The sequence below is a fragment of the Rhizobium sp. S96 genome, from assembly GCF_030382195.1.
Taxonomy (GTDB): Bacteria; Pseudomonadota; Alphaproteobacteria; order Rhizobiales; family Rhizobiaceae; genus Rhizobium.
In genome coordinates, this window is the sequence record NZ_JAUDRY010000005.1 from 20,185 (window position 1) to 41,100 (window position 20,916).

Genomic DNA, 20,916 nt, shown 5'->3' on the forward strand with positions numbered 1-20,916 from the left:
AAGCATGTCATGGGTGAAACGGTCGAGAAACGGTACAGAGTGGGTGGCATGGATTGCGCCAGTTGCGCTGCCAAGATCGATACCGCCGTCCGTCGAATGCCCGGCGTGGCTGACGTCAAGGTATCGGTTACGGCGGCCACGATGACCGTGCGCTACGACGGCAGCAGTGATCTCTTGGCCATCGAGAGAAAGGTGACCGGCCTCGGCTATTCCCTGGCGCCCACGGGCGATCATGCCAAACACGGGCACGAAGCCCCCAGCCATGCAACATGCGATCACGACCATCATCACCATGAGCACGATGGCCATGACCAAGGGGGGCACGACCATGCACACCACGATCACGGCAGCGAGCACGGAAAGGCAGCGGAGATCGAAGGCCTGCATGGCCACGATCATACCCCGATGTCCGGCCCCTGGTGGCAGAGCCGAAAGGGTCGCCTGACGATCGCCTCTGGCGCCGCTCTTGTCGTCGCCTATGCAATCGGCCACCTCGTGCCGCAGATCGCGCCTTACGCCTTCGTAGCCGCCATACTGGTCGGTCTCGTCCCGATTGCCCGCCGCGCCATAATGGCTGCGCTGGCCGGCACACCCTTCTCGATCGAGATGCTGATGACAATCGCCGCCGTCGGCGCCGTCATCATCCATGCCGGCGAGGAAGCAGCCACCGTCGTGTTCCTCTTCCTTGTGGGCGAGCTGCTGGAAGGCGTGGCCGCAGGTAAGGCGCGCGAAAGCATCCAGTCCCTGACGACCCTTGTGCCGAAGAGTGCGATTCTGGAGGAGAACGGCCAGACACGGGAGATCCCGGCAGAACAATTGACCGTCGGATCGACGATCCTCGTTCGCCCCGGCGACCGGATTTCTGCCGATGGCGTCATTCTTTCCGGCGAAAGCGGGATCGACGAGGCACCGGTGACAGGTGAAAGCACTCCCGTGCGCAAGACCGAAGGCGACATCGTCTTCGCAGGCACCGTGAACGGCGACACCGCGCTGCGGGTCAGGGTCATGGCTGCAGCCGCCGACAACACGATCGCCCGCGTCGTCAAGCTGGTTGAGGAAGCACAGGAATCGAAGGCACCGACGGAGCGCTTCATCGACCGCTTTTCCCGTTATTACACCCCGGGCGTGGTCGCCGTGGCCGCACTCGTCGCCATCCTGCCCCCTCTCCTTGCCGGCGGCATCTGGAGCGAATGGGTCTACAAGGGCCTTGCCATCCTCCTGATCGGTTGCCCCTGCGCGCTGGTGATCTCCACGCCCGCCGCAATCGCAGCCTCGCTTTCGGCGGGCGCGCGTCGCGGACTGCTGCTGAAGGGTGGGGCGGTGCTGGAAACGCTCGGCAAGGTTACCGCCGTCGCCGTCGACAAGACGGGCACGCTGACGGCCGGCAAACCAAAGGTCACCGACGTCCTGGGCTTCGGGCGAACAGAAGCCGATGTGCTGAAATACGCCGCCGCCCTCGAGGCTGGTTCAAGCCATCCCCTGGCCGTTGCAATCCTCGCCAGAGCAGCGGAGGAAGGCATCGCGACGACACCGGCAATCAACCCGGGCGCCCTGCCGGGAAAGGGCGTGACAGGAACGGTCGAAGGGGTCGAGATATTCTTCGGCTCTCCCAAGGCCGCCGACGAGCGCATTCCACTCTCTCCCGATCAGACCACGCGGATCGCCTCGCTGAACGATGAGGGCAAGACGGTCTCCGTCCTGATTGCCGACGGTGTATTGGCTGGCGCCATCGCCATGCGCGACGAGCCGCGCGACGACGCGAAAGCAGGCATCGACGCCCTGAAAACCGCAGGCGTCAAGGTGGTCATGCTGACGGGAGATAATCGGCGCACGGCAACCGCGATTGGGGAGACGCTCGGCATCGAGGTTCGCGCCGAGCTGATGCCTGAGGACAAGCAGCGCATCGTGGGCGATTTGAAGCGTGAGGGTTTTGTCGTCGCCAAGGTTGGGGACGGCATCAACGATGCACCCGCCTTGGCCGCCGCCGACGTCGGCATTGCCATGGGCGGTGGTACCGACGTTGCGCTGGAGACCGCCGATGCAGCCATCCTCCACGGACGGGTAAGCGACGTGGCGTCCATGATCGCCCTTTCCAAGCGGACGATGCGCAACATCATGCAGAACATCACCATCGCGCTCGGGCTGAAGGCCGTATTTCTGGTCACCACCATCGCCGGCATCACCGGCCTCTGGCCCGCGATCCTGGCGGATACCGGTGCAACTGTCCTCGTCACGATCAACGCCCTCAGGCTGCTGCGCCCGCAGGAATAGCCGCGCGGCCCAGGGAACAGTCACCGAGCAAAGCAAAAGCCCGGCGCAGTCGCCTGCGCCGGGCTTTTGTATGTTTCCCTTGGGAGGAAAGCTCAATCAACAGCAAATACGAGAGGCTTGGCCTGTCGGATTGCAGTGTTCGCAGTTAATTTTGCAAGCACGTCGTCGCTGACCGGTCCATCGACGTAAAGCAGCGCGATCGCATCGCCGCCCTGCTCGCCGCGACCGAGCTGGAAGTTGGCGATGTTGACGTTGGCCGCACCGAGCGTCGTGCCGATGAAGCCGATCATGCCGGGAACGTCGGTGTTCGAGATGTAGACCATGTTGGCGCCGACATCGGCGTCAAGGTTGATGCCCTTGATCTGGATGAAGCGCGGCTTGCCATCGGAGAACACCGTGCCGGCAACGGAGCGGGTCTGCTTGTCGGTGGTCACCGTGAGCTTGATGTAGCCGTCGTAAACACCGGTCTTGTCGCGCTTGACCTCGGAGAGCACGATGCCCTTTTCCTTGATCATGATCGGTGCCGAAACCATGTTGACGTCGGCGACCTGGTTGCGGATGAGGCCTGCCAGCAGCGCCGAGGTCAGCGCCTTGGTGTTCATCGTGGCGGTGGCGCCGTCATAGAGGATCTCGATTTCCTTGATCGGATCTTCAGACACCTGACCAACGAAGGCGCCGAGAACGTCGGCGAGCTTGATGAACGGCTTCAGGATCGGCGCCTCTTCAGCGGTGATCGACGGCATGTTGATGGCGTTGGAGACGGCGCCCTTGACGAGATAGTCCGACATCTGCTCGGCGACCTGCAGGGCAACGTTTTCCTGAGCCTCCGTGGTCGATGCGCCCAAATGCGGCGTGCAGACGACGTTCGGCAGCCCGAACAGCGGGCTTTCCTTGGCAGGCTCGACTTCGAACACGTCGAAGCCGGCACCAGCCACATGGCCGGACTTGATGGCGTCGGCGAGTGCCGCTTCGTCAACAAGGCCACCGCGGGCGCAGTTGATGATGCGAACGCCGGGCTTGGTCTTGGCAAGGTTTTCGCGACCGAGAATGCCGCGGGTCTTGTCGGTCATCGGAACGTGGAGCGTGATGAAATCCGCCTTGGCGAGCAGCTCGTCGAGTTCGACCTTGGTGACGCCCATCTCCTGGGCGCGCTCGGCCGACAGGAAGGGGTCATAGGCCAGAACGTGCATACCGAGGCCGATCGCCTTCTTGCAGACAATGCCGCCGATATTGCCGGCGCCGATGACGCCGAGCACCTTGCCGGTGATCTCGACACCCATGAACTTCGACTTTTCCCACTTGCCGGCCTGCGTCGAGGCATCGGCCTGCGGCAGCTGGCGGGCAACGGCGAACATCAGTGCGATGGCGTGTTCGGCGGTCGTGATCGAGTTGCCGAACGGCGTGTTCATGACGATGATACCGCGCTTCGACGCAGCCGGGATATCGACATTGTCGACGCCGATGCCGGCGCGGCCGATAACCTTGAGGTTAGCAGCGGCGGCGATCAGCTTTTCCGTCGCCTTGGTGGCCGAGCGGATGGCGAGACCGTCATAATTGCCGATGATTTCGGCGAGCTTGTCCTTGTCCTTGCCGAGCTGCGGCTGGAAATCGACTTCGACGCCGCGATCACGGAAGATCTGGACGGCGGTTTCCGACAGTTCGTCGGATACGAGAACGCGAGGTGCCATTGGGGGCTTCCTTCAAAAGGTTCAACGATGGAATGTAATCGGGATTGCGAGGCTCCGCTTTTTCAGCGGAGCCGGATGCGATCAACTCAGGCAGCAGCCTGGGAAAGCGTAGCCTTCTGGGTCGAAAACGCCCAGGAAAGCCACGGCATCAGCTTCTGCATGTCTGCAGTTTCGATCGTGGCGCCGGCCCAGATGCGAAGGCCAGACGGCGCGTCGCGGTAATGGCCGATGTCGTAGGCGACACCTTCCTTGTCGAGCAGGCTGACGATGCCCTTGGCAAAGTTCGCCTGGCCGTCGGCGTCGAGCGCCAGAACGTCCTTGTCGGTGATCTTCAGGCAGACCGACGTGTTGGAAGCCGTCTCGGCCTTGACCGAAAGGTTGGCGATCCAGTCGTTGGCAGCGACGAAGTCGGCGATGACCTTGGCGTTGGCGTCGGCGCGAGCCATCAGGCCCTTCAGGCCGCCGACGTCCTTCGACCACAGCAGCGCATCGATATAGTCCTCGACGCAGAGCATCGACGGCGTGTTGATGGTTTCGCCGGTGAAGATGCCCTCGATCAGCTTACCGCCCGAGGTCATGCGGAAGATCTTCGGCAGCGGCCACGCCGGTGCGTAGGTCGTCAGACGCTCGACGGCGCGCGGCGACAGGATGATGACGCCATGAGCGCCCTCGCCGCCGAGAACCTTCTGCCAGGAGAAGGTGACGACATCGAGCTTGGCGAAATCGAGGTTCTGCGCAAAGGCGGCAGAGGTCGCATCGCAGATCGTCAGGCCCTTGCGGTCGGCGGGAATGAAATCGCCATTCGGAACGCGAACGCCCGAGGTGGTGCCGTTCCAGGTGAAGACGACGTCGCGGTCGAAATCGATGGTCGAGAGATCGGGCAGTTCGCCGTAACCGGCTTCGATCTTGCGAACGTCCTTGAGCTTCAGCTGCTTGACGACGTCGGTGACCCAACCGGCGCCAAAGCTTTCCCAGGCGACCATGTCGACGCCGCGCTCGCCGAGCAGCGACCAGAGCGCCATTTCGACGGCGCCGGTATCGGAAGCGGGCACGATGCCGATGCGGTAATCCGCCGGCACTTCGAGAACTTCGCGTGTGAGATCAATGGCCTGCTTGAGCTTCGTCTTTCCGATCTTCGCACGGTGCGAACGGCCAAGCGGCGCGTCGGAAAGGGCTTCGAGCGACCAACCGGGGCGCTTCGAGCAAGGGCCAGAAGAAAAATGGGTGTTGTTCGGACGAACGTCCGGCTTCGCGGTGGCAGTGGCCATGTGTATACCCTTCCAGGTAATTAGCCTCTCGTTGGGGAGAGGTGTCCCGCCGCCGTGGATATAGATCGAGCCCGAATTAGTCAACGGGCAAGTGTCGCAGCCGGAGGACTTTTTGACGCAGGCGCGACCAAGCTGCCTCCACTGACACATTGCCACAAACGAAAAAGCCGCCCGGTCGGGGCGGCTTTGTAAGCATCTGCGGTGAACTTACTTGTAGACGATAGGCGCCGGAGGCGGCTCATAGGGAGCAGCGCAGCCGCCGAAGAGATAACGGGCACCGATGCGCGCTTCATGAACGTTGAAGCCCTTGTCACGGCCGGGGCCACCGCCCGCGTTGTAGCCGAACATCTCGCCGTCATCGACGTGGAGGAAGCGATAGCCGACATCTGCCTTGACGTTGCAGGTGACGTCGATCGTGGCGCCGGCCATCAAGGCGTAGCTGAAGCGCCAGCTGCTCTTTCCATCATGCGTGAAGGTGTCATCGCAGTTCGAAGAGTTGCCGGTTTCGCACGACGTATTCCTCAGGCCCTTCCAGTTGACGTAGGTCCCACCAATACCGGCGCCCACATACGGAGTGACGTAGCCGTAGGTTCCCAGATCGACATAGGCGTTTGCCATCAGGCTCCATGCCGTCAGCGAAGAAATATCGCTGGAGGTACAAGCAACCGCAACACCGCAGCTTCCGACCGTCGAACCGTGGAAATCAGCGGATCCGAAGTAGTCGAGCGTCAAATCGGTGCGGAAGTAGTTGTTGACCTGGTAACCGACACCGACGCCACCGGTAAAGGCATCACGCAGATCAGCGGTCTGAAAGTCGACTTCGCTGGCATTGCTGCCCTGGAAGTAGCTAGCGCCACGCAGATCGGACCAACCGTAACCGACGTCGCCGCGAAGATACCAGCCGGTCGCTTCGGTAACGACGACTTCTGGGGGCATCTCCGGCACCGGTTCCGGCGCGAGGTCTGCGGCAAAGGCATTCGATGTGATCAGCAAGGCGGCAAAAATGCCGGACAGGCTTCTTTTCATGGATCCCACTCCAAAGTTCGGGGTATGGCAGGACCAATCGCTGCCAGTCGGACTCGTTTCGAGATGGATAATGAAGTGGGAACGTTAAAACGGGCTTAACTACGATTGTTTACCGTGATTTTTATCAGGTCATAAACCATCGCCCGGCCACGAAACCGGCCAACCGGCCCGGACTGGTGTACCGATCCGCTTGCACAGAGTGCGCAGGACACCTAAATCCGGGGGAACATTGGAACCGGAGCGGAGTGCCCCTATTGTCAACATGGCAATAGCGGCGTTTGGCTGCTGCAGATCGGCCCGGAGCAATTTCTCGTGCATCAGACACCAGGTACTTTGGTCATCAGCATGGCCTCGTCAGCAGACCGCCGCGCACTGCAGCTTTTCCAACTTCAGCGCCTTGGCCTTGCATTCGAGTTCGTGGATGCCACGACAACCTTCGATGTGCCGGCACCGGAGATGGCACATCTGCAGCGGCGTTGGGCTCGACGCCTGCGCGATACGGAGGTGGCCTGCGCCCTCAGCCATAGGCGAGCCTGGGAGATCGTTTCACGCTCGAGCGACCCCATGCTCATCATTGAAGACGACGCCATCCTCGCCACAGACACTCCGGCGATTCTGCAGGCCGCCGCCGCCTTGAAAAACGTCGATTGCGTCAATCTTGAAACTTTCGGCGCGAAAAAGACGCTCGGGCGTCGGGCGCCGCTCGGCGTCGGCGATTATACCATCGCACGAATTTTCCGCGACAGCGCGGGCGCGGCCGCCTACCTGCTCTGGCCGGAAGGCGCCCGAAAACTGCTCTCCAGCTTCAAGACCATGCTTCCGCTGGCTGATGCCGCAGTCAACCTGACGCTGGACCTCCGTAAGGTCCAGATCGAGCCGGCATGCGCCATACAGACAAGCATTCTCAGCAAGAGCAACCCCATCTCCCACTCGATCAGGCGCAGCATGATCGCCAGAACCAGACCGACGGAAACGCGACCGCCGTTCACCGAGTGGCTTGGCTACAAGTCACGACGACTGCAGATATCGATGATTTTGACTTTTCAGATCCTATGTGGGCTCGGCAGAAGTAGCCGCCGCGAGGTGAAGTATGTCGACTCCACCGAAGCGCTCGATGTTCTGAAGGGCGCCTTTCCCGACATGATCGCCTAGGATCGCTCCCCGTTGATCGCAAGAGCGGTCAGAGGCGAGGCGCCGGCGCTGGAGCGCCGACCCTCCAGGACAGTCTGTTACGCCGCCGTGCGGACGCTGGAGATGGTGCCAATCAGATCGTTCACGATCCGCTCGATCTGGCTTCGATCGTCGCCCTCGGCCATGACACGGATCAGGGGCTCGGTTCCAGACGGACGGATCACGAGACGACCGCTCTTTGACAGCTCTGCCTCGGCATCGGCAATCGCCTTCTGGACCTGGATGTCCTCCAGCGGCTTGCCACCGGAGATGCGAACGTTGCGCAACAGCTGCGGCACCGGCTCGAAACGACGGCAGACTTCGCTGACGGTCTTTCCGGTGCGCTTGACGGCCGCAAGGATCTGCAGCGCGGCAACAAGGCCATCGCCGGTCGTGCCATAGTCTGACAGCACAATGTGGCCGGACTGTTCGCCGCCGACATTGTAGTTGTGTTGGCGCATGTGCTCGACCACGTAGCGGTCGCCGACCGCCGTGCGCACGAGGTCGAGACCCTTGTCTTGCAGGAACCGCTCGAGGCCCAGATTGGACATGACGGTTGCAACGAGGCCGCCGCCCCGCAGTTGCTGGCTTTCGGCATAGCTTTCGGCGATCACGGCCATCAGCTGGTCGCCATCGACAACGGCACCGTTCTCGTCGACGATGATCACCCGGTCGGCGTCGCCATCGAGCGCAATGCCGATATCGGCCCGCACCTCGTCCACCTTCTTCTGAAGGGCGACCGGGCTGGTCGAGCCGCAGTTGAGATTGATGTTGGTGCCGTTCGGCTCATTGCCGATGGTGACAACCTCGGCGCCGAGTTCCCAGAGCACGGCGGGGGCCACCTTGTAGGCGGCGCCGTTGGCGCAATCGATCGCGATCCTCAGGCCCTGCAGCGTGACATCGCGGGGAAGCGTGCGCTTGGCATGCTCGATATAGCGGTCGTGAACACCATCGATACGCTTGGCCCGGCCGATATCGTCCGACTTCGCCAGCTGCGATGACAGGTCCTTATCGAGCAGGTCTTCGATCTGCGCTTCTAGGTCGTCGGACAGCTTGTAACCATCAGGTCCGAACAGCTTGATGCCATTGTCCTCATAAGGGTTATGCGACGCAGAGATCATGACGCCGATATCGCAGCGCAACGACCGCGTCAGCATGGCGACGGCGGGCGTCGGAATAGGACCGAGAACGAAGGCATCAAGCCCGGCGGCGGTAAAGCCTGCCACCATGGCGTTTTCCAGCATGTAGCCCGAGAGGCGCGTATCCTTGCCGATAACGACCCGGTGACGGTGGTTGCCACGGCGAAAGATTGTTCCAACCGCAATGCCGACCCGCATCGCCAGATCCGGTGTCATCGGGAACACGTTGGATTGACCGCGGATACCGTCCGTACCGAAATATCGTCTTTTCATATGCACCCCTGTGCCTTGGGCGCGCCCTTTGGGCTGCGCACTACCATTTTAGCAATCTCGCGCCTTTGGGCGCCGAATTTCGCTAGAAAAGCCCTGATTGAGGCCTCCTCATGTCAGCGGCATGACATAAATTGCGGCCGCCATCACGTAAATTAGCGAGAAAACTCATTATATCCCGTTACCAACGAAAACGGCCGGGCACCATCACGGGTACCCGGCCGCTCGATCATTTCCAAAGGAAATCAATGCGGTTGAGGCTCCAGACCGCCTTCGGTCTCGTCGCCCTTGGCTGCGGGGCGAGTGCCGGTCTTCGGCACGGCGGAGCCGCGTGTCGGGGTGGAATCGTCGCCAAGATCGCGCGACGGCTTCTCTCCGCGAATCAATGCCTTGATCTCCTCGCCGGTCAGAGTTTCGTATTCGAGCAGCCCCTCGGCGATCGCCACGAACTCGTCGTGGTGGTCGGTGAGAATACGGCGCGCTTCCTGGTAGGCGTCATCGATAAGGCGGCGAACTTCCGTGTCGATCGTCTGAGCGGTCGCTTCGGACACGTTCTTCGACTGCGAAACCGAGTGGCCCAGGAACACTTCCTGCTGGTTTTCACCATAGGCGACCTGGCCAAGCGCATCCGAGAAGCCCCACTGCGTGACCATCGCACGGGCAAGCTTGGTCGCCTGTTCGATATCGGACGACGCACCCGAGGTGATGTTCTCTTTCCCGAACGTCAGTTCTTCGGCAACACGACCACCCATCATGATGACCAGACGCGACACCATCCACTTGTAGCTCATGGAATAGCGGTCGCCTTCCGGCAACTGCATGACCATGCCGAGCGCTCGGCCGCGCGGGATGATGGTTGCCTTGTGCAGAGGATCCGCAACAGGCACCTTCAACGCGGTGATGGCGTGACCGGCTTCGTGATAGGCAGTCAGCTTCTTTTCGGCCTCGGTCATGGCGGACGAGCGGCGCTCGGCACCCATCATGATCTTGTCCTTGGCGTCTTCGAATTCCTGCATGGTGACGACGCGCTTGTTGCGGCGCGCAGCCATCAGGGCAGCTTCGTTGACGAGGTTCATCAGGTCTGCACCGGAGAAACCAGGCGTCCCGCGAGCCAGAACCTTGAGATCGACATTCGGCGCCAGAGGCACGTTGCGCGCATGCACCTTGAGAATGCGCTCGCGGCCAACGATGTCGGGGTTCGGAACCACGACCTGACGGTCGAAACGGCCCGGACGCAGCAACGCCGGATCGAGAACGTCGGGACGGTTGGTCGCAGCGATCAGGATGATGCCTTCGTTTGCTTCAAAGCCATCCATTTCGACCAGCAGCTGGTTCAGCGTCTGCTCGCGTTCGTCGTTACCGCCGCCAAGACCGGCGCCACGATGGCGGCCGACGGCGTCGATTTCGTCGATGAAGATGATGCAAGGCGCGTTCTTTTTGGCCTGCTCGAACATGTCGCGGACGCGGCTTGCGCCGACGCCGACGAACATTTCGACGAAGTCGGAACCGGAGATCGTGAAGAACGGAACGTTGGCTTCACCTGCAACGGAGCGGGCGAGAAGCGTCTTACCGGTGCCGGGAGGGCCAACCAGCAGCACGCCGCGCGGAATCTTGCCGCCCAGACGCTGGAACTTCTGCGGATCACGCAGGAATTCGACGATTTCCTCAAGGTCCTGCTTGGCTTCGTCGACACCTGCGACGTCATCGAAGGTGACACGGCCGTGCGCTTCCGTCAGCAGCTTGGCCTTGGACTTGCCGAAGCCCATCGCGCCGCGCGAACCGCCCTGCATCTGCCGCATGAAGAACAGCCAGACGCCGAGGATCAGCAGCATCGGCAGCAGCGTGCCGAGATAACTCAGGAAGCCAGACGAACCATCGGTTTCAGGCCGCGCCGAAACGAGAACGTTCTTGCTCTGCAGACGATCAAGCAGGTTGTCGTCGACGACAGGCGTATAGGTCTGGAAGGTGGTGCCGTTTTCAATATAGCTGCCGGAGACACGGTTACCCGTGACGACGACTTCCTTGACGCGGCCCGCATCCACTTCGCGCAGGAACTGCGAGTAAGGGATATCGCGGGAGCTGGTCTGCGCCGGCGACGTCTGGAACATACTGAACAGGGCAATCAGCAAGAGCGCTATGATTGCCCACAAGGCGAAATTACGTAAATTAGGGTTCATCGAACTCCCCAGCACTGGAACGAGCGCCTCATGGCGACCGTCATATTTGGCTCCTAACATAGGAGTGCGTCAGGCGAATGCCAAGGCAAACCGGTCCGTTAGATGGTTTTTCCGTCAATAAGACCTAAAGGCGCTTTTGGATAGGGGCGTGTTCCAAAAGCAGCCGCAAGGCTATCCGCAAAGATGACGTCAAATCGTGTCAAAAAACGGTCGAACGGAGCGAAATAAGGCGTCACCAAAACTTTCCCGGCGCGGCCTGCAGACAGAGCTTCGCCGTTGGCGTCGACAAAGCGTGGCAAAGCCGCATATGCCCGGCGCAGAGCCGATTTCGGAAGCGCCTGCAGATCGTTGGCGGTCGGCATGGCGGCCGAGCCCGCGGCTTCGATCCAGACAGCCCCTCGATCGTGGTTCCTGATTTCGAACCGGCCATCCCATATTCCGCATCCGCCTTCGGGAAGAACCAGCGGCAGGATGCCACGGCTCTCCCGGCAGAGAAAAAGCCCGTTGCGACGCAAGTCGAACACCACCCTCCCCGCCGTCATGCGTGCGAGCTCGCGTTTTTCGATAAGGGCAAGAAGAGCATCTGTCTGTTCGCGCCCCAGCGCATAGGGCTGGCCGCCAAAAACGGCGGCGAGACGAGACAGCGCATATTCGAGAACCGACCGATCGGCGACAAGACCGGCCAGCGACACCTGACCCAACACCGAAGCGTGAACAACGAAATGCGCGGCGAGCCACCGGGCAGCATCTTCGGCGAGGCTCGCCCGCCTGTCGCCCGCATCCATTAACGGTGCCGCAGCCGCATGGTCCTTCAAGGCGAGACGCATGCGGACGCGCTCGTATTTCGGATCGTCATTGCTTGGGTCATCGAGCCACTGCAACTGGCGCGCACGCAACACAGCCCGGATGTCCTCGCGCAGACATGAGAGAAACGGACGGGCAATCCACAGGCGCCGGTCAAACAGGACAAGATCAGCAATTCCCGTGCTTTCCGCCTCCGAGCGGGCACCGCGCATGACAAGCGTTTCGCGCTGATCATCGAAGGTATGGCCGGTCACGACGAGATCTGCCGCGAGTTCATCGGCGGCTTCCGCGAGCAGTTCGTAACGGGCATCGCGCGCCGCCGCCATGATGCCGGTCTTCGGCTTTGGTCCAAGCCAGGTTTTCGTGACGTGGGGAATGCCGAGGGAGTGGCAGAGAGCGGCGACCTGTCGCGCTTCGTCTGCTGAGTCAGCACGCAACGCGTGATCAACCGTTGCCGCACAGAGGGATATTGAGGAGTTGCGAGCGGCTTTCAGCGCGTCGGCAAGGGCAACGAGCAGGCCAGTTGAATCGCTGCCGCCCGAAATCGCGACGAGTATGCGCGAGGGCTTTGTCAGCGCGTCCAGAAAGCGGCGTGTGGCCGTTTCAGGAGAAAGTGTGCCATCCGGGCGCAAAACCGGAAGGCCTTAGCAGGCGAGGCGCTTCTGTTCGCTGGCGACCTTGGTTATGACGGCGCGCGAGGCCTTCGGATAGCGCTTCGATACTTCCTTGAGCGTAGCGCAGGCAGTTTCGGTGTTGTCGAGAGCGGCCAGCGACATGCCGAGCTTCAAGAGCATCTCCGGAGCCTTTTCCGAGCTGCCGAATTTCTGGTGCGCGTTCAGGAAGGTCTTTGCCGCCTCGTTGTACTTACCCTGGGAATAGAGTGCTTCACCGAGCCAGAAATTGGCGTCGGCCGCGCGAGCGCTTGCTGGATACTGAGCGATGTATTGATTGAACTCCTGTTCCGCGGTCGAATAGTCGCCGGAAAGCACATGGCCGTAAGCGGCCTTGTACTGGTCGTTCTCGCTGCCGAGCGACGCCGTCTGCGACGACTTGCCCGAATCCACATCGGGAAGAGGGCCGGAACCGACATCAGCGCCCGGATTGACGGAGCCGCCGATCGGATTGCCATTCTGGTCGAACTGCATCGACCCAAGCTGCTTCGGCGGTTGGCCAAGACCGTCATTCGCCGGAACGTCCGTCGAGGGAGCCGTGTCGGCCCCCTGCGGTGCGGTGATTACACGGGCGACATCGTCACCCCCCTGCCCGCCTTGGGCCGGAGGCACGACGGCTTCGCTCTTTTTCATCGTCTTGCCGCCGCTGCCGGCAGCGCTGCCGCCACCCTTTTCCAGTTCCTGGAAGCGGAATTCGTTGTCTTCCTGCGCCTTGCGGATCGTTTCCTGCATCTGCAGCAGCTGGAAGCTCATCTCCTCAATGCGGCCGTTCAGCTGGCGAAGCTGCTCTTCGAGCTGCTGAATACGGACCTCGGCACCGCCGGCGGCCTGCACGTTGACAACAGGGGCATCCTGCTGACGGTCCGCGGGCTTGCCGCCCACGTGCCAGCCGAATAGCGACGTCGCATTCGCCGACTGGCCTGCCCCGGCCACCGCTGCGAGGCAAAGCATGCCCGCCACGACAAGTTTCTTCATATGGTTCGTCCTGTCCCAGTGATTCTTCGCGCCTCGATGGCACGAACAGGAGATTTTTCCAATTGCTTTCAAAAAGCAACGGAGTTCGGCCAAAGTGTGTTCAAAAAGAAAAGGCGGCTCGCGATGGAGCCGCCTTTCCAATTTGTAATAGAACCCGGCAATTCGGTGCCGGGAAGGCAATTACATGCCAGCGCCGCCGAGAACGGTAACGGCGCGGCGGTTCTGCGACCAGCAGGAGATGTCGTCGCAGACAGCAACCGGACGTTCCTTGCCGTAGGAGATCGTCTTCATGCGCTGAGCCGGAACGCCGCGCGAAGCGAGGTAGTCCTTGGCAGCAGCCGCACGGCGAGCGCCGAGAGCAAGGTTGTATTCGCGCGTGCCGCGTTCGTCGGCGTGGCCTTCGACGGTGATCGCATACTTCGGATAACGGCCGAGCCACTGAGCCTGACGGTCGAGCGTCTGGGCAGCGTCTGCACGGATCGAGGTGGAGTCGGTGTCGAAGAAGATGCGGTCGCCGACGTTGACGGTGAAGTCCTGGGCAGAGCCCGGCGTTGCGGCACCGGCGCCAAGGCCGAGATCGCCGGCACTGTTGGCCATGTTCTTCTTGTTCGCGCAACCAGCCAGAGCAAGACCGGCAACGAGCGCGATCATGACGGGGTTACGGGCGAAATTCTGCATGCGGCTCATTGCCGGGGTGTGAATTCGGCTCATGGCCGGTCTCCTTGCGACTTGATTAGGGTTGCCGGACTGTAACCTTACTAGGTTAATCGGCTTTCAAGAATTATGGTTAACGAATGGTTGATTTGTCCCTCTGTCGCCCAAATCGAGGATTTTTGCGGCGACAAGAAGGCACATCCACAGTCTTTCCTACTCCAGAAGCGGCGACCAGGCCGGGTCGGAAGCGTATGCCGGGGTCTTGATCATCTGCTCGTTGTAACCGGTCAGATCGATCGAATAGAGCTGCGGACCGCCCGCACCCGCCGCCTGGCGGAAGAACATGATCACACGGCCGTTCGGTGCCCAGGTCGGGCCTTCGTTGTGGAAGCCGGTCGTCAGGATGCGCTCGCCCGAACCATCCGGCTTCATCACGCCGATCGAGAACTTGCCGCCCGACTGCTTGGTGAAGGCGATCAGATCGCCACGCGGGGACCAGACCGGCGTGGAGTAGTTGCCGTCGCCGAAGGAGATACGCGTCTGGCCGGAACCGTCGGCATTCATGACGTAGATCTGCTGGTGGCCGCCGCGGTCGCTTTCGAAGACGATCCGGCCGCCGTCAGGCGAATAGGACGGCGAGGTATCGATCGCGGCCGTCGAGGTCAGGCGCGTCGTGGTGCGCGAACGCAGGTCCATCGTGTAGATATTGGCGTTGCCTTCCTGCTGAAGGCTCATGACGACCTTCTGGCCATCCGGCGAGAAGCGCGGGGAGAAGGTCATGCCCGGGAAGTTGCCGACAACCTCGCGCTGTCCGGTTTCCAGCTGCAGCAGGTAGACGCGCGGCTGCTGGTTGGCGAAGGACATGTAGGTGACTTCCTGCCGGTTCGGCGAGAAGCGCGGCGTCAGAACGAGGTCGCTGCCGTTGGTCAGCATGCGGACGTTGAAGCCGTCCTGGTCCATGATGGCGAGCTGGCGCTTGCGGTCCTGCTTCGTGCCGGATTCGGACACGAAGACGACGCGCGTATCGAAATAGCCCTCTTCGCCGGTGATCTGCTTGTAGATCGCATCGGCAATGATATGCGCCACGCGGCGCCAATTTTCAGGCTGCGTGTAGAACTGCTGACCGGTCATCTGCGTGCCGGCGAAGGTATCCCAGAGGCGGAACTCGGCGCGAAGGCGGCCATCGCTTTCCTGCGTCACGCGACCCGTGACGAGCGCCTGCGCGTTGATGACCTTCCAGTCCTCGAAGCGCGGTGCGGCGTCGGGATTGGAGATCTTCTCGATGAAGGCGTTCTTGTTGATGGGTGCGAAAAGGCCGGAGCGCTGGAGGTCGGCCGCTACCACCTGCGACACCTGCGCGCCCATGTCGCCCTGCAGGAAGTCGGTGATCGCGATCGGCAGCGGCTCGACGTTGCCCTTGTTGATGTTGATTTCGACAAGCGCGTTCGCGGGCGTGGCGATAACCGCTGTGGTTATCATGCCGACGGCGACCATCAAGGCGCGGAAAAGAGAACACTTGGTCATAGAGCACAAGCCTTTCAGCATTTTAAAGGGCTAGATCGCTGGGGTCGAAATTGACGATGACCTCGCCCCAGGCGTCGTATTTGTCTTTCGGAAGGTTCGTGAACGGCGACGACTTCATGACGGCGCGCTTTGCACCGCTCGCCAACGCCATCCGCGTTGCCTCGTTGGTGCCGCCGATGGCCTCGACATCGGGCGTACCGATGATGTTGCCATCCGGGTCAAGCTTCATGTGGACCTTGATGCGAACGTCGCTCGCACCTTCCATTCCAGGGATGACCGACCAGTTGCCGGCAATGGCGCTGCGCAGCGCGTCCATCTCGCTCATGGAGAGCTTGGAGCCACCGGTGGCCTTTTTGGCGCCGAGCGAAGCAACCTCAGTCGAACTCTTGGCGCCGCCATTCGACGGGTCCTGCTTGTTGAGCAGGGCCGCGATATCATCGGCGTTGAAGTCGCTCTGCTTCGAGGACGAGGCCTTAGCCTTTTCCTGCTTCTTGTCAGCCAGCTTCTTGTCCGTCGGCTTCTCGTCGCTCTTGGCCTTGTCGTCCGTCTTCTTCTCAGGCGGCTTTTCGGCCGGCTTCTGTTCAGGCGGCTTCACCTGCGGCTTGACGACAGGCGTCGGCACCTTGTCCGGCAAGGCTTCCGCATCCGGCTTCGGCGGCTCTGGCGTTTCCTGCGGCTTTTCCGGAGGCTTCTCGGGCGTCGGCGGCGTGATCTCGGGCTTCGGCGGCGTAATCGACGCAACCTGCTGCGGCTCGACGTCCGTCTCTTCCTTCATGATGTCCTTGACCTCGTTCGGCACAGGATCATTCTGGGGAAGAGGCTTTTCGACCGCCTTCGGGGCAGCAGCGCTCTCGTTGTTGTTTGGCTTGGCGTTCGGGATCGGCGGCGTCTTCAGGTCGACCTTGTTCTCGCCCATGTTCTCGGCGTTTTCGACATTGGTCGGCTTGGTCGTCGGCTTCGGAGCCGGCTTTTCGCTCGGCTTGGCGGTCTTGTCGCCCTGCTGCATCTGCGTCATTTCTTCGACGGGCACGAGGTCGACGGGCATCGCCTCGAAATCCTCGACCTTGAATTGCTCCGGGGAGCCGATCGAAATCAGCGCCCAGGCGAGCAATGCACAGTGCAGAGCAGCAGATGTGACGATACTGGCCTTCATAGCGTTTGCTATTGGTCCTTCTTCTGCTGCGTCACGAGGCCGATGTTCTTGAAGCCCGCACCCTGGATGCGCGCCATGACGTCGGCGATCACGCCATAGGGCGCGGTCGCGTCGCCGCGAACGAAGATACGTTCATTGTAGCCGGTGGTGGCGATCGCCTCGAGCTTCGCGGCGATTTCCTCGACCGGGATCGGGGTTTCCTGAAGAAACGCCGTACCGTCGTTCTTGACCGAGATCGTGATCGGCTGCGTTTCGGAATTCAGCGCCTTGGCCTGCGTTTCCGGCAGATCGATCGGCACGCCGACGGTCATCATCGGCGCGGCCACCATGAAGATGATCAGCAGCACGAGCATGACGTCGACGAGCGGCGTCACGTTGATTTCGGAGATAGCACCGCCTCTGCGGCCGCCGCGACGACGACCACCGCGGCCACCGCCGCTACCGCCACCGCTTGGAGCACCCATACCCATATCGTTCTCTCCGTTTCCGTCCGTTACTGAGCGGCCGCGCGCGGCTGCAGCTTCTCGTCGATCTGGCGCGAGAGGATGGCGGAGAATTCATCCGCGAAACCTTCCATGCGACCCGAGAGCTTGCCGGCATCGGCGGAGAACTTGTTGTAGGCGATAACGGCCGGGATAGCGGCGACGAGACCGATAGCCGTTGCGAGCAGCGCTTCGGCGATACCCGGCGCAACAACTGCAAGGTTGGTCGACTTCGAACCGGCGATCGCCTGGAACGATGTCATGATACCGACGACCGTACCGAAGAGACCGATGAACGGACCGGCGGAGCCAATCGTCGCCAGCGAACCAAGGCGGGCGGAAAGATATTCGGATTCACGAGCGAGCGTCACGTCCATCGCGCGGTCGATACGCATCTGCAGGCCGATCGGCGAGCGTGCACCACGCTCGAAGGACTTCTTCCACTCGCGCATCGCGGCGACGAAGATCGCGGCAAGGCCGGTGTTGTTGCGCTCGGACAGCGAGCGGTAGAGTTCTTCCAGAGACTGGCCCGACCAGAACACCTGCTCGAACTTGTCGAACTGGCGCCGTGCGCGGCCATAAGCCAGATATTTGTCGATAACGATCGCCCAGGTCCAGACGGAGGCTGCAATCAGCCCGAGCATGACCAGCTTGACGACGAGACCTGCCTGCATGAACAGCGACCAGAGGCTGACGTCCGTCGCTGCTGCTGCCAATCCTACTTGTTCCATTGATCCAAAATCCCCGAATCCAAACGCCCGGCACTTGACCGGGCGGCACAAAGTGATCTCGCAAGAAGTGTCTGGCGGCCGCCGCCCAAAGCCCTGGTCAAGCTTCCAAGCTCTTATCCGCCTTCCTTGCCGTCAAATTTGGTCAAAGGAAGGCGTGCACCGCACAAACTCTGACAATCCGAGTAAGACACTATTATGGTTAATAGTTCGTTAGCGTCGGATGATGACGGCGAATCTATCGGCGGAAGATTTATCCCTTGGATTACTTGGTCAGAGCTAGGTTCGATGACCAGAAAACAGCGCTCATCTTGCGCGCGGCAATTCCTTCACATGAAAGTCATGTTTTTGCAAGCGCGAAATCACAACCCGCTTGCGGCGTTTTGGCAGAACGCAAAAACCGCCGGACAACGAATCGCCGGCGGTTCCTTATTGTCGCTCTGGGTGCCGCCTAGAACTCCGACCAGCCGTCCTGATAGGCCGGGCCGTTGGCGACCCGCTTCATGGGTGCGCGGCTGTGTGCCGGTGGCGTTGCCATGACCGCGGCCACCTCGCGAAGCGCTCTCGCCTGCCCTTGCCCATGTCCCTGCCCTTGCGCGCCGAGATTGAACCCGGAAATAAGCTGCCGCAGCCGGCTTGCCTCCTTGGCAAGGGTCGCGCTGGCTGCGTTGGTCTCTTCCACCATCGCGGCATTCTGCTGGGTCACCTGGTCCATCTGGTTGACGGCGGTATTGACCTCGGCAAGACCGATGGACTGTTCGCGCGACGCAGTGGCGATCGCGTCCATGTGCTGGTTGATCGAGGCGACGTACTGGCCGATACTCTGCAACGCCTCGCCCGTCTCCCGGACCAGCTTTACGCCCGTCTGCACCTCGGTGCTGGAATTGCGAATAAGTTCCTTGATCTCCTTTGCAGCGAGCGCCGAACGCTGCGCAAGCTCGCGGACTTCCTGGGCCACGACGGCGAAGCCCTTGCCCGCCTCGCCTGCACGGGCAGCTTCGACGCCGGCGTTGAGCGCCAGCAGGTTCGTCTGGAACGCAATCTCGTCGATCACGCCGATAATGTTCGAAATCTGGTGAGACGATTGCTCGATGCGCTGCATCGCATCGACGGCGTTGCTGACCACCGTGCCGGACTGAACAGCGCTGCTGTTTGCCTGGACGGCGACGCCGCGTGCTTCCTCGGCCCGCTTCGACGAGTTCGACACGTTGGCGGTGATCTGGTCGAGTGCTGCAGCGGTTTCCTCGAGCGACGCCGCCTGCTGCTCGGTTCGCCGCGACAGGTCATCGGCACTCTGGCTGATCTCGTTGCTGCCACCGTCGATCGAGTGGGTTGCGCCGGCAACCTCACCCAGCGTCTGGCCGAGCTGATTGACAGCCTGGTTGAGGTCATGCCGCAACTGTTCGAAATCCGGCGCAAACGGCTCGCTGAGCTCGAAGGACAGGTCGCCAGCGGCAAGACGCCGCAGCCCGTCCGCAAGACCGGCTGTCGCCTGGCGAAGACGAACCTGGGCGGCAGCTTCCGCTTCCTCCTGCATGCGAATACGATCGGCCTCGGCCTGCGCGCGGTTGGCGGCGGCCTCCTCCTCCAGCCGGCGATTGGCAACCGCCGCCTGCTTGAACACTTCAAGCGCCGCTGCCATCAACCCGATTTCGTCCCGGCGCCCAAGGCCGGGGACCGTGATACCGATATCACCGGCGGCAAGCATGCGCATGGCACCCGTCACCGAGATAATCGGACGGGCGATCGAACGACCGATGACAAAGACAGCCAGGATGAGAACGACAACGGTCGTTGCGAGCGCCGCGATCACGAACACCATGTTGCGCGCCTCGACCCGCTCGTTCTCGGCAAGGTTGGCGACTTTCGCAGCCGCATAATCCTCGCCGAGCGCGATGATCATCGGCTCCACGGCGGCGTAGCTCTGGGAGGTGGCATTGCGCGCGGCGACCTCTTCAAGCACCACCGACGCATATTTCTGGAAGGAAGCGCTGTAGGCTTTGAGCGCATCCATGGTCGGGCCGCGCTGCTCCAAGGCTTTGAGTTCGTTCGCCGCGAGCGTGGCGAACGTCTTCGTCTCGGCCGCGTGCTGGTCGACGTACTTGGCATCACGACGGATGATGAAATCCTTCTCGTGGCGCCGCAGCATCAACATACTGACCATCAGGTCGTTGTTCTTCAGCGCGCCCAGCTGATCCTCGATCGAATGGACAGCTTCGCGCATTGCGCCTTCGAGACCCTTCGATGGATCGAGGCCGAGCGTAACATTCTTTTCCACGAGCACGCCGAAGTTGGCCGCATAGGCATCGTATTGCTTGGCGATATCGTCCAGCTTCGACTGTACGGCGGGATCGGCATCACTGCGGAGATCCGCCACGATGCCGCGCGCATCGGCAGTCGATTGCTCGAAGCTCTTCACCGAGGCATCGTCCTTGCGCAGCAGAAAGTCTTTCTCATGCCTGCGGTTCTGAAGGACAGTGGTCGCCAGCTTGCCGGTCTTGGCTTCCGCGGCCGCAAACCGGTCCGTCGTGGCGCGATATTCCGCTTCCACATTCCCCTGCACGATGAATATGGCGGAGATCGCCGCGATACCGAGAAGAGCGACGACCGCGAGCAGAAGCACGCGCTGGCCGATTTTGAGATTAGAGAGGAAGCCGGACATATCAGACCTTTGATGGCAACAAATGTTAGCCAGATCTGAATGAGATCAATTAAATATAGTTTAAATTCACCCTACGAGTTTCGCGCCTATCTGTTTGTATTCAAGAGGTAAAATCCACAAAATTCAAAACCATTACGCGAAAACCATTCGCGGTTGCCGTTTATGGTGCGCTCGCTTTCCATGTTGTTTATGCTGCGAACACAAAACCGGTTTATCTGGTCACCCCAGCCATGTCATTTGAGTACGCTCCAGAG

General features: G+C 61.3%; 15 protein-coding genes. 2 read left to right on the plus strand and 13 right to left on the minus strand.

The window, feature by feature from the left end; translation table 11 throughout:
• Positions 1 to 9: 9 nt before the first annotated feature.
• Entirely contained in the window at positions 10 to 2,271 is a 2,262-nt protein-coding gene (locus QTL94_RS07245; protein WP_289801078.1) for a heavy metal translocating P-type ATPase, read from the plus strand.
• A gap of 92 nt (positions 2,272 to 2,363) precedes the next feature.
• On the opposite strand, the gene serA is transcribed toward QTL94_RS07245, so the two are convergent.
• From serA to QTL94_RS07260, 3 genes are all read right to left on the minus strand, one after another.
• Positions 2,364 to 3,959, minus strand: coding sequence for a phosphoglycerate dehydrogenase (serA, locus tag QTL94_RS07250; RefSeq protein ID WP_289801079.1), 1,596 nt, complete (start codon positions 3,957 to 3,959; stop codon positions 2,364 to 2,366).
• Positions 3,960 to 4,045: 86 nt separating this feature from the next.
• Complete coding sequence (locus tag QTL94_RS07255) at positions 4,046 to 5,227, minus strand: phosphoserine transaminase (RefSeq protein WP_112980013.1); 1,182 nt, start codon at positions 5,225 to 5,227, stop codon at positions 4,046 to 4,048.
• Positions 5,228 to 5,434: 207 nt separating this feature from the next.
• A complete protein-coding gene (locus QTL94_RS07260; protein ID WP_289801080.1) occupies positions 5,435 to 6,253 on the minus strand; it encodes an outer membrane protein in 819 nt (272 codons plus the stop codon).
• Between the two features lie 312 nt (positions 6,254 to 6,565).
• Here QTL94_RS07260 and QTL94_RS07265 point away from each other — a divergent pair, with 312 nt between their 5' ends.
• On the plus strand, positions 6,566 to 7,405 hold the full coding sequence (locus QTL94_RS07265; RefSeq protein ID WP_289801081.1) for a glycosyltransferase family 25 protein: 840 nt from the start codon (positions 6,566 to 6,568) through the stop codon (positions 7,403 to 7,405).
• Positions 7,406 to 7,482: 77 nt separating this feature from the next.
• On the opposite strand, the gene glmM is transcribed toward QTL94_RS07265, so the two are convergent.
• From glmM to QTL94_RS07315, 10 genes are all read right to left on the minus strand, one after another.
• A complete protein-coding gene (gene glmM, locus QTL94_RS07270) occupies positions 7,483 to 8,835 on the minus strand; it encodes a phosphoglucosamine mutase (protein WP_289801082.1) in 1,353 nt (450 codons plus the stop codon).
• 242 nt (positions 8,836 to 9,077) lie between these two features.
• Positions 9,078 to 11,009: an ATP-dependent zinc metalloprotease FtsH gene (ftsH, locus tag QTL94_RS07275; protein WP_065692540.1), complete on the minus strand. Its 1,932-nt coding sequence runs from the start codon at positions 11,007 to 11,009 to the stop codon at positions 9,078 to 9,080.
• Between the two features lie 98 nt (positions 11,010 to 11,107).
• Positions 11,108 to 12,445 (minus strand): tRNA lysidine(34) synthetase TilS, encoded by a 1,338-nt coding sequence (gene tilS / locus QTL94_RS07280; protein ID WP_289801083.1) that lies wholly within the window; start codon positions 12,443 to 12,445, stop codon positions 11,108 to 11,110.
• Positions 12,446 to 12,457: 12 nt separating this feature from the next.
• On the minus strand, positions 12,458 to 13,459 hold the full coding sequence (ybgF, locus tag QTL94_RS07285) for a tol-pal system protein YbgF (protein ID WP_289801084.1): 1,002 nt from the start codon (positions 13,457 to 13,459) through the stop codon (positions 12,458 to 12,460).
• A gap of 180 nt (positions 13,460 to 13,639) precedes the next feature.
• Positions 13,640 to 14,170: a peptidoglycan-associated lipoprotein Pal gene (gene pal / locus QTL94_RS07290; protein WP_065692537.1), complete on the minus strand. Its 531-nt coding sequence runs from the start codon at positions 14,168 to 14,170 to the stop codon at positions 13,640 to 13,642.
• A 156-nt stretch (positions 14,171 to 14,326) separates the two neighbouring features.
• The gene (gene tolB, locus QTL94_RS07295; protein ID WP_065692536.1) at positions 14,327 to 15,637 is read right to left on the minus strand and encodes a Tol-Pal system beta propeller repeat protein TolB; all 1,311 of its coding nucleotides are present in this window, start codon (positions 15,635 to 15,637) and stop codon (positions 14,327 to 14,329) included.
• Between the two features lie 22 nt (positions 15,638 to 15,659).
• Positions 15,660 to 16,790, minus strand: a complete 1,131-nt coding sequence (tolA, locus tag QTL94_RS07300) for a cell envelope integrity protein TolA (protein WP_065692535.1) — start codon at positions 16,788 to 16,790, stop codon at positions 15,660 to 15,662.
• A gap of 8 nt (positions 16,791 to 16,798) precedes the next feature.
• Positions 16,799 to 17,254 carry a protein TolR gene (gene tolR / locus QTL94_RS07305; RefSeq protein ID WP_198928722.1) on the minus strand — a complete coding sequence of 152 codons (456 nt, stop codon included), beginning with the start codon at positions 17,252 to 17,254 and terminating at the stop codon, positions 16,799 to 16,801.
• A gap of 29 nt (positions 17,255 to 17,283) precedes the next feature.
• Positions 17,284 to 18,003 carry a protein TolQ gene (gene tolQ, locus QTL94_RS07310; protein ID WP_065692533.1) on the minus strand — a complete coding sequence of 240 codons (720 nt, stop codon included), beginning with the start codon at positions 18,001 to 18,003 and terminating at the stop codon, positions 17,284 to 17,286.
• A gap of 448 nt (positions 18,004 to 18,451) precedes the next feature.
• Positions 18,452 to 20,662, minus strand: a complete 2,211-nt coding sequence (locus QTL94_RS07315) for a methyl-accepting chemotaxis protein (protein WP_289801085.1) — start codon at positions 20,660 to 20,662, stop codon at positions 18,452 to 18,454.
• Between the last annotated feature and the right edge of the window lie 254 nt (positions 20,663 to 20,916).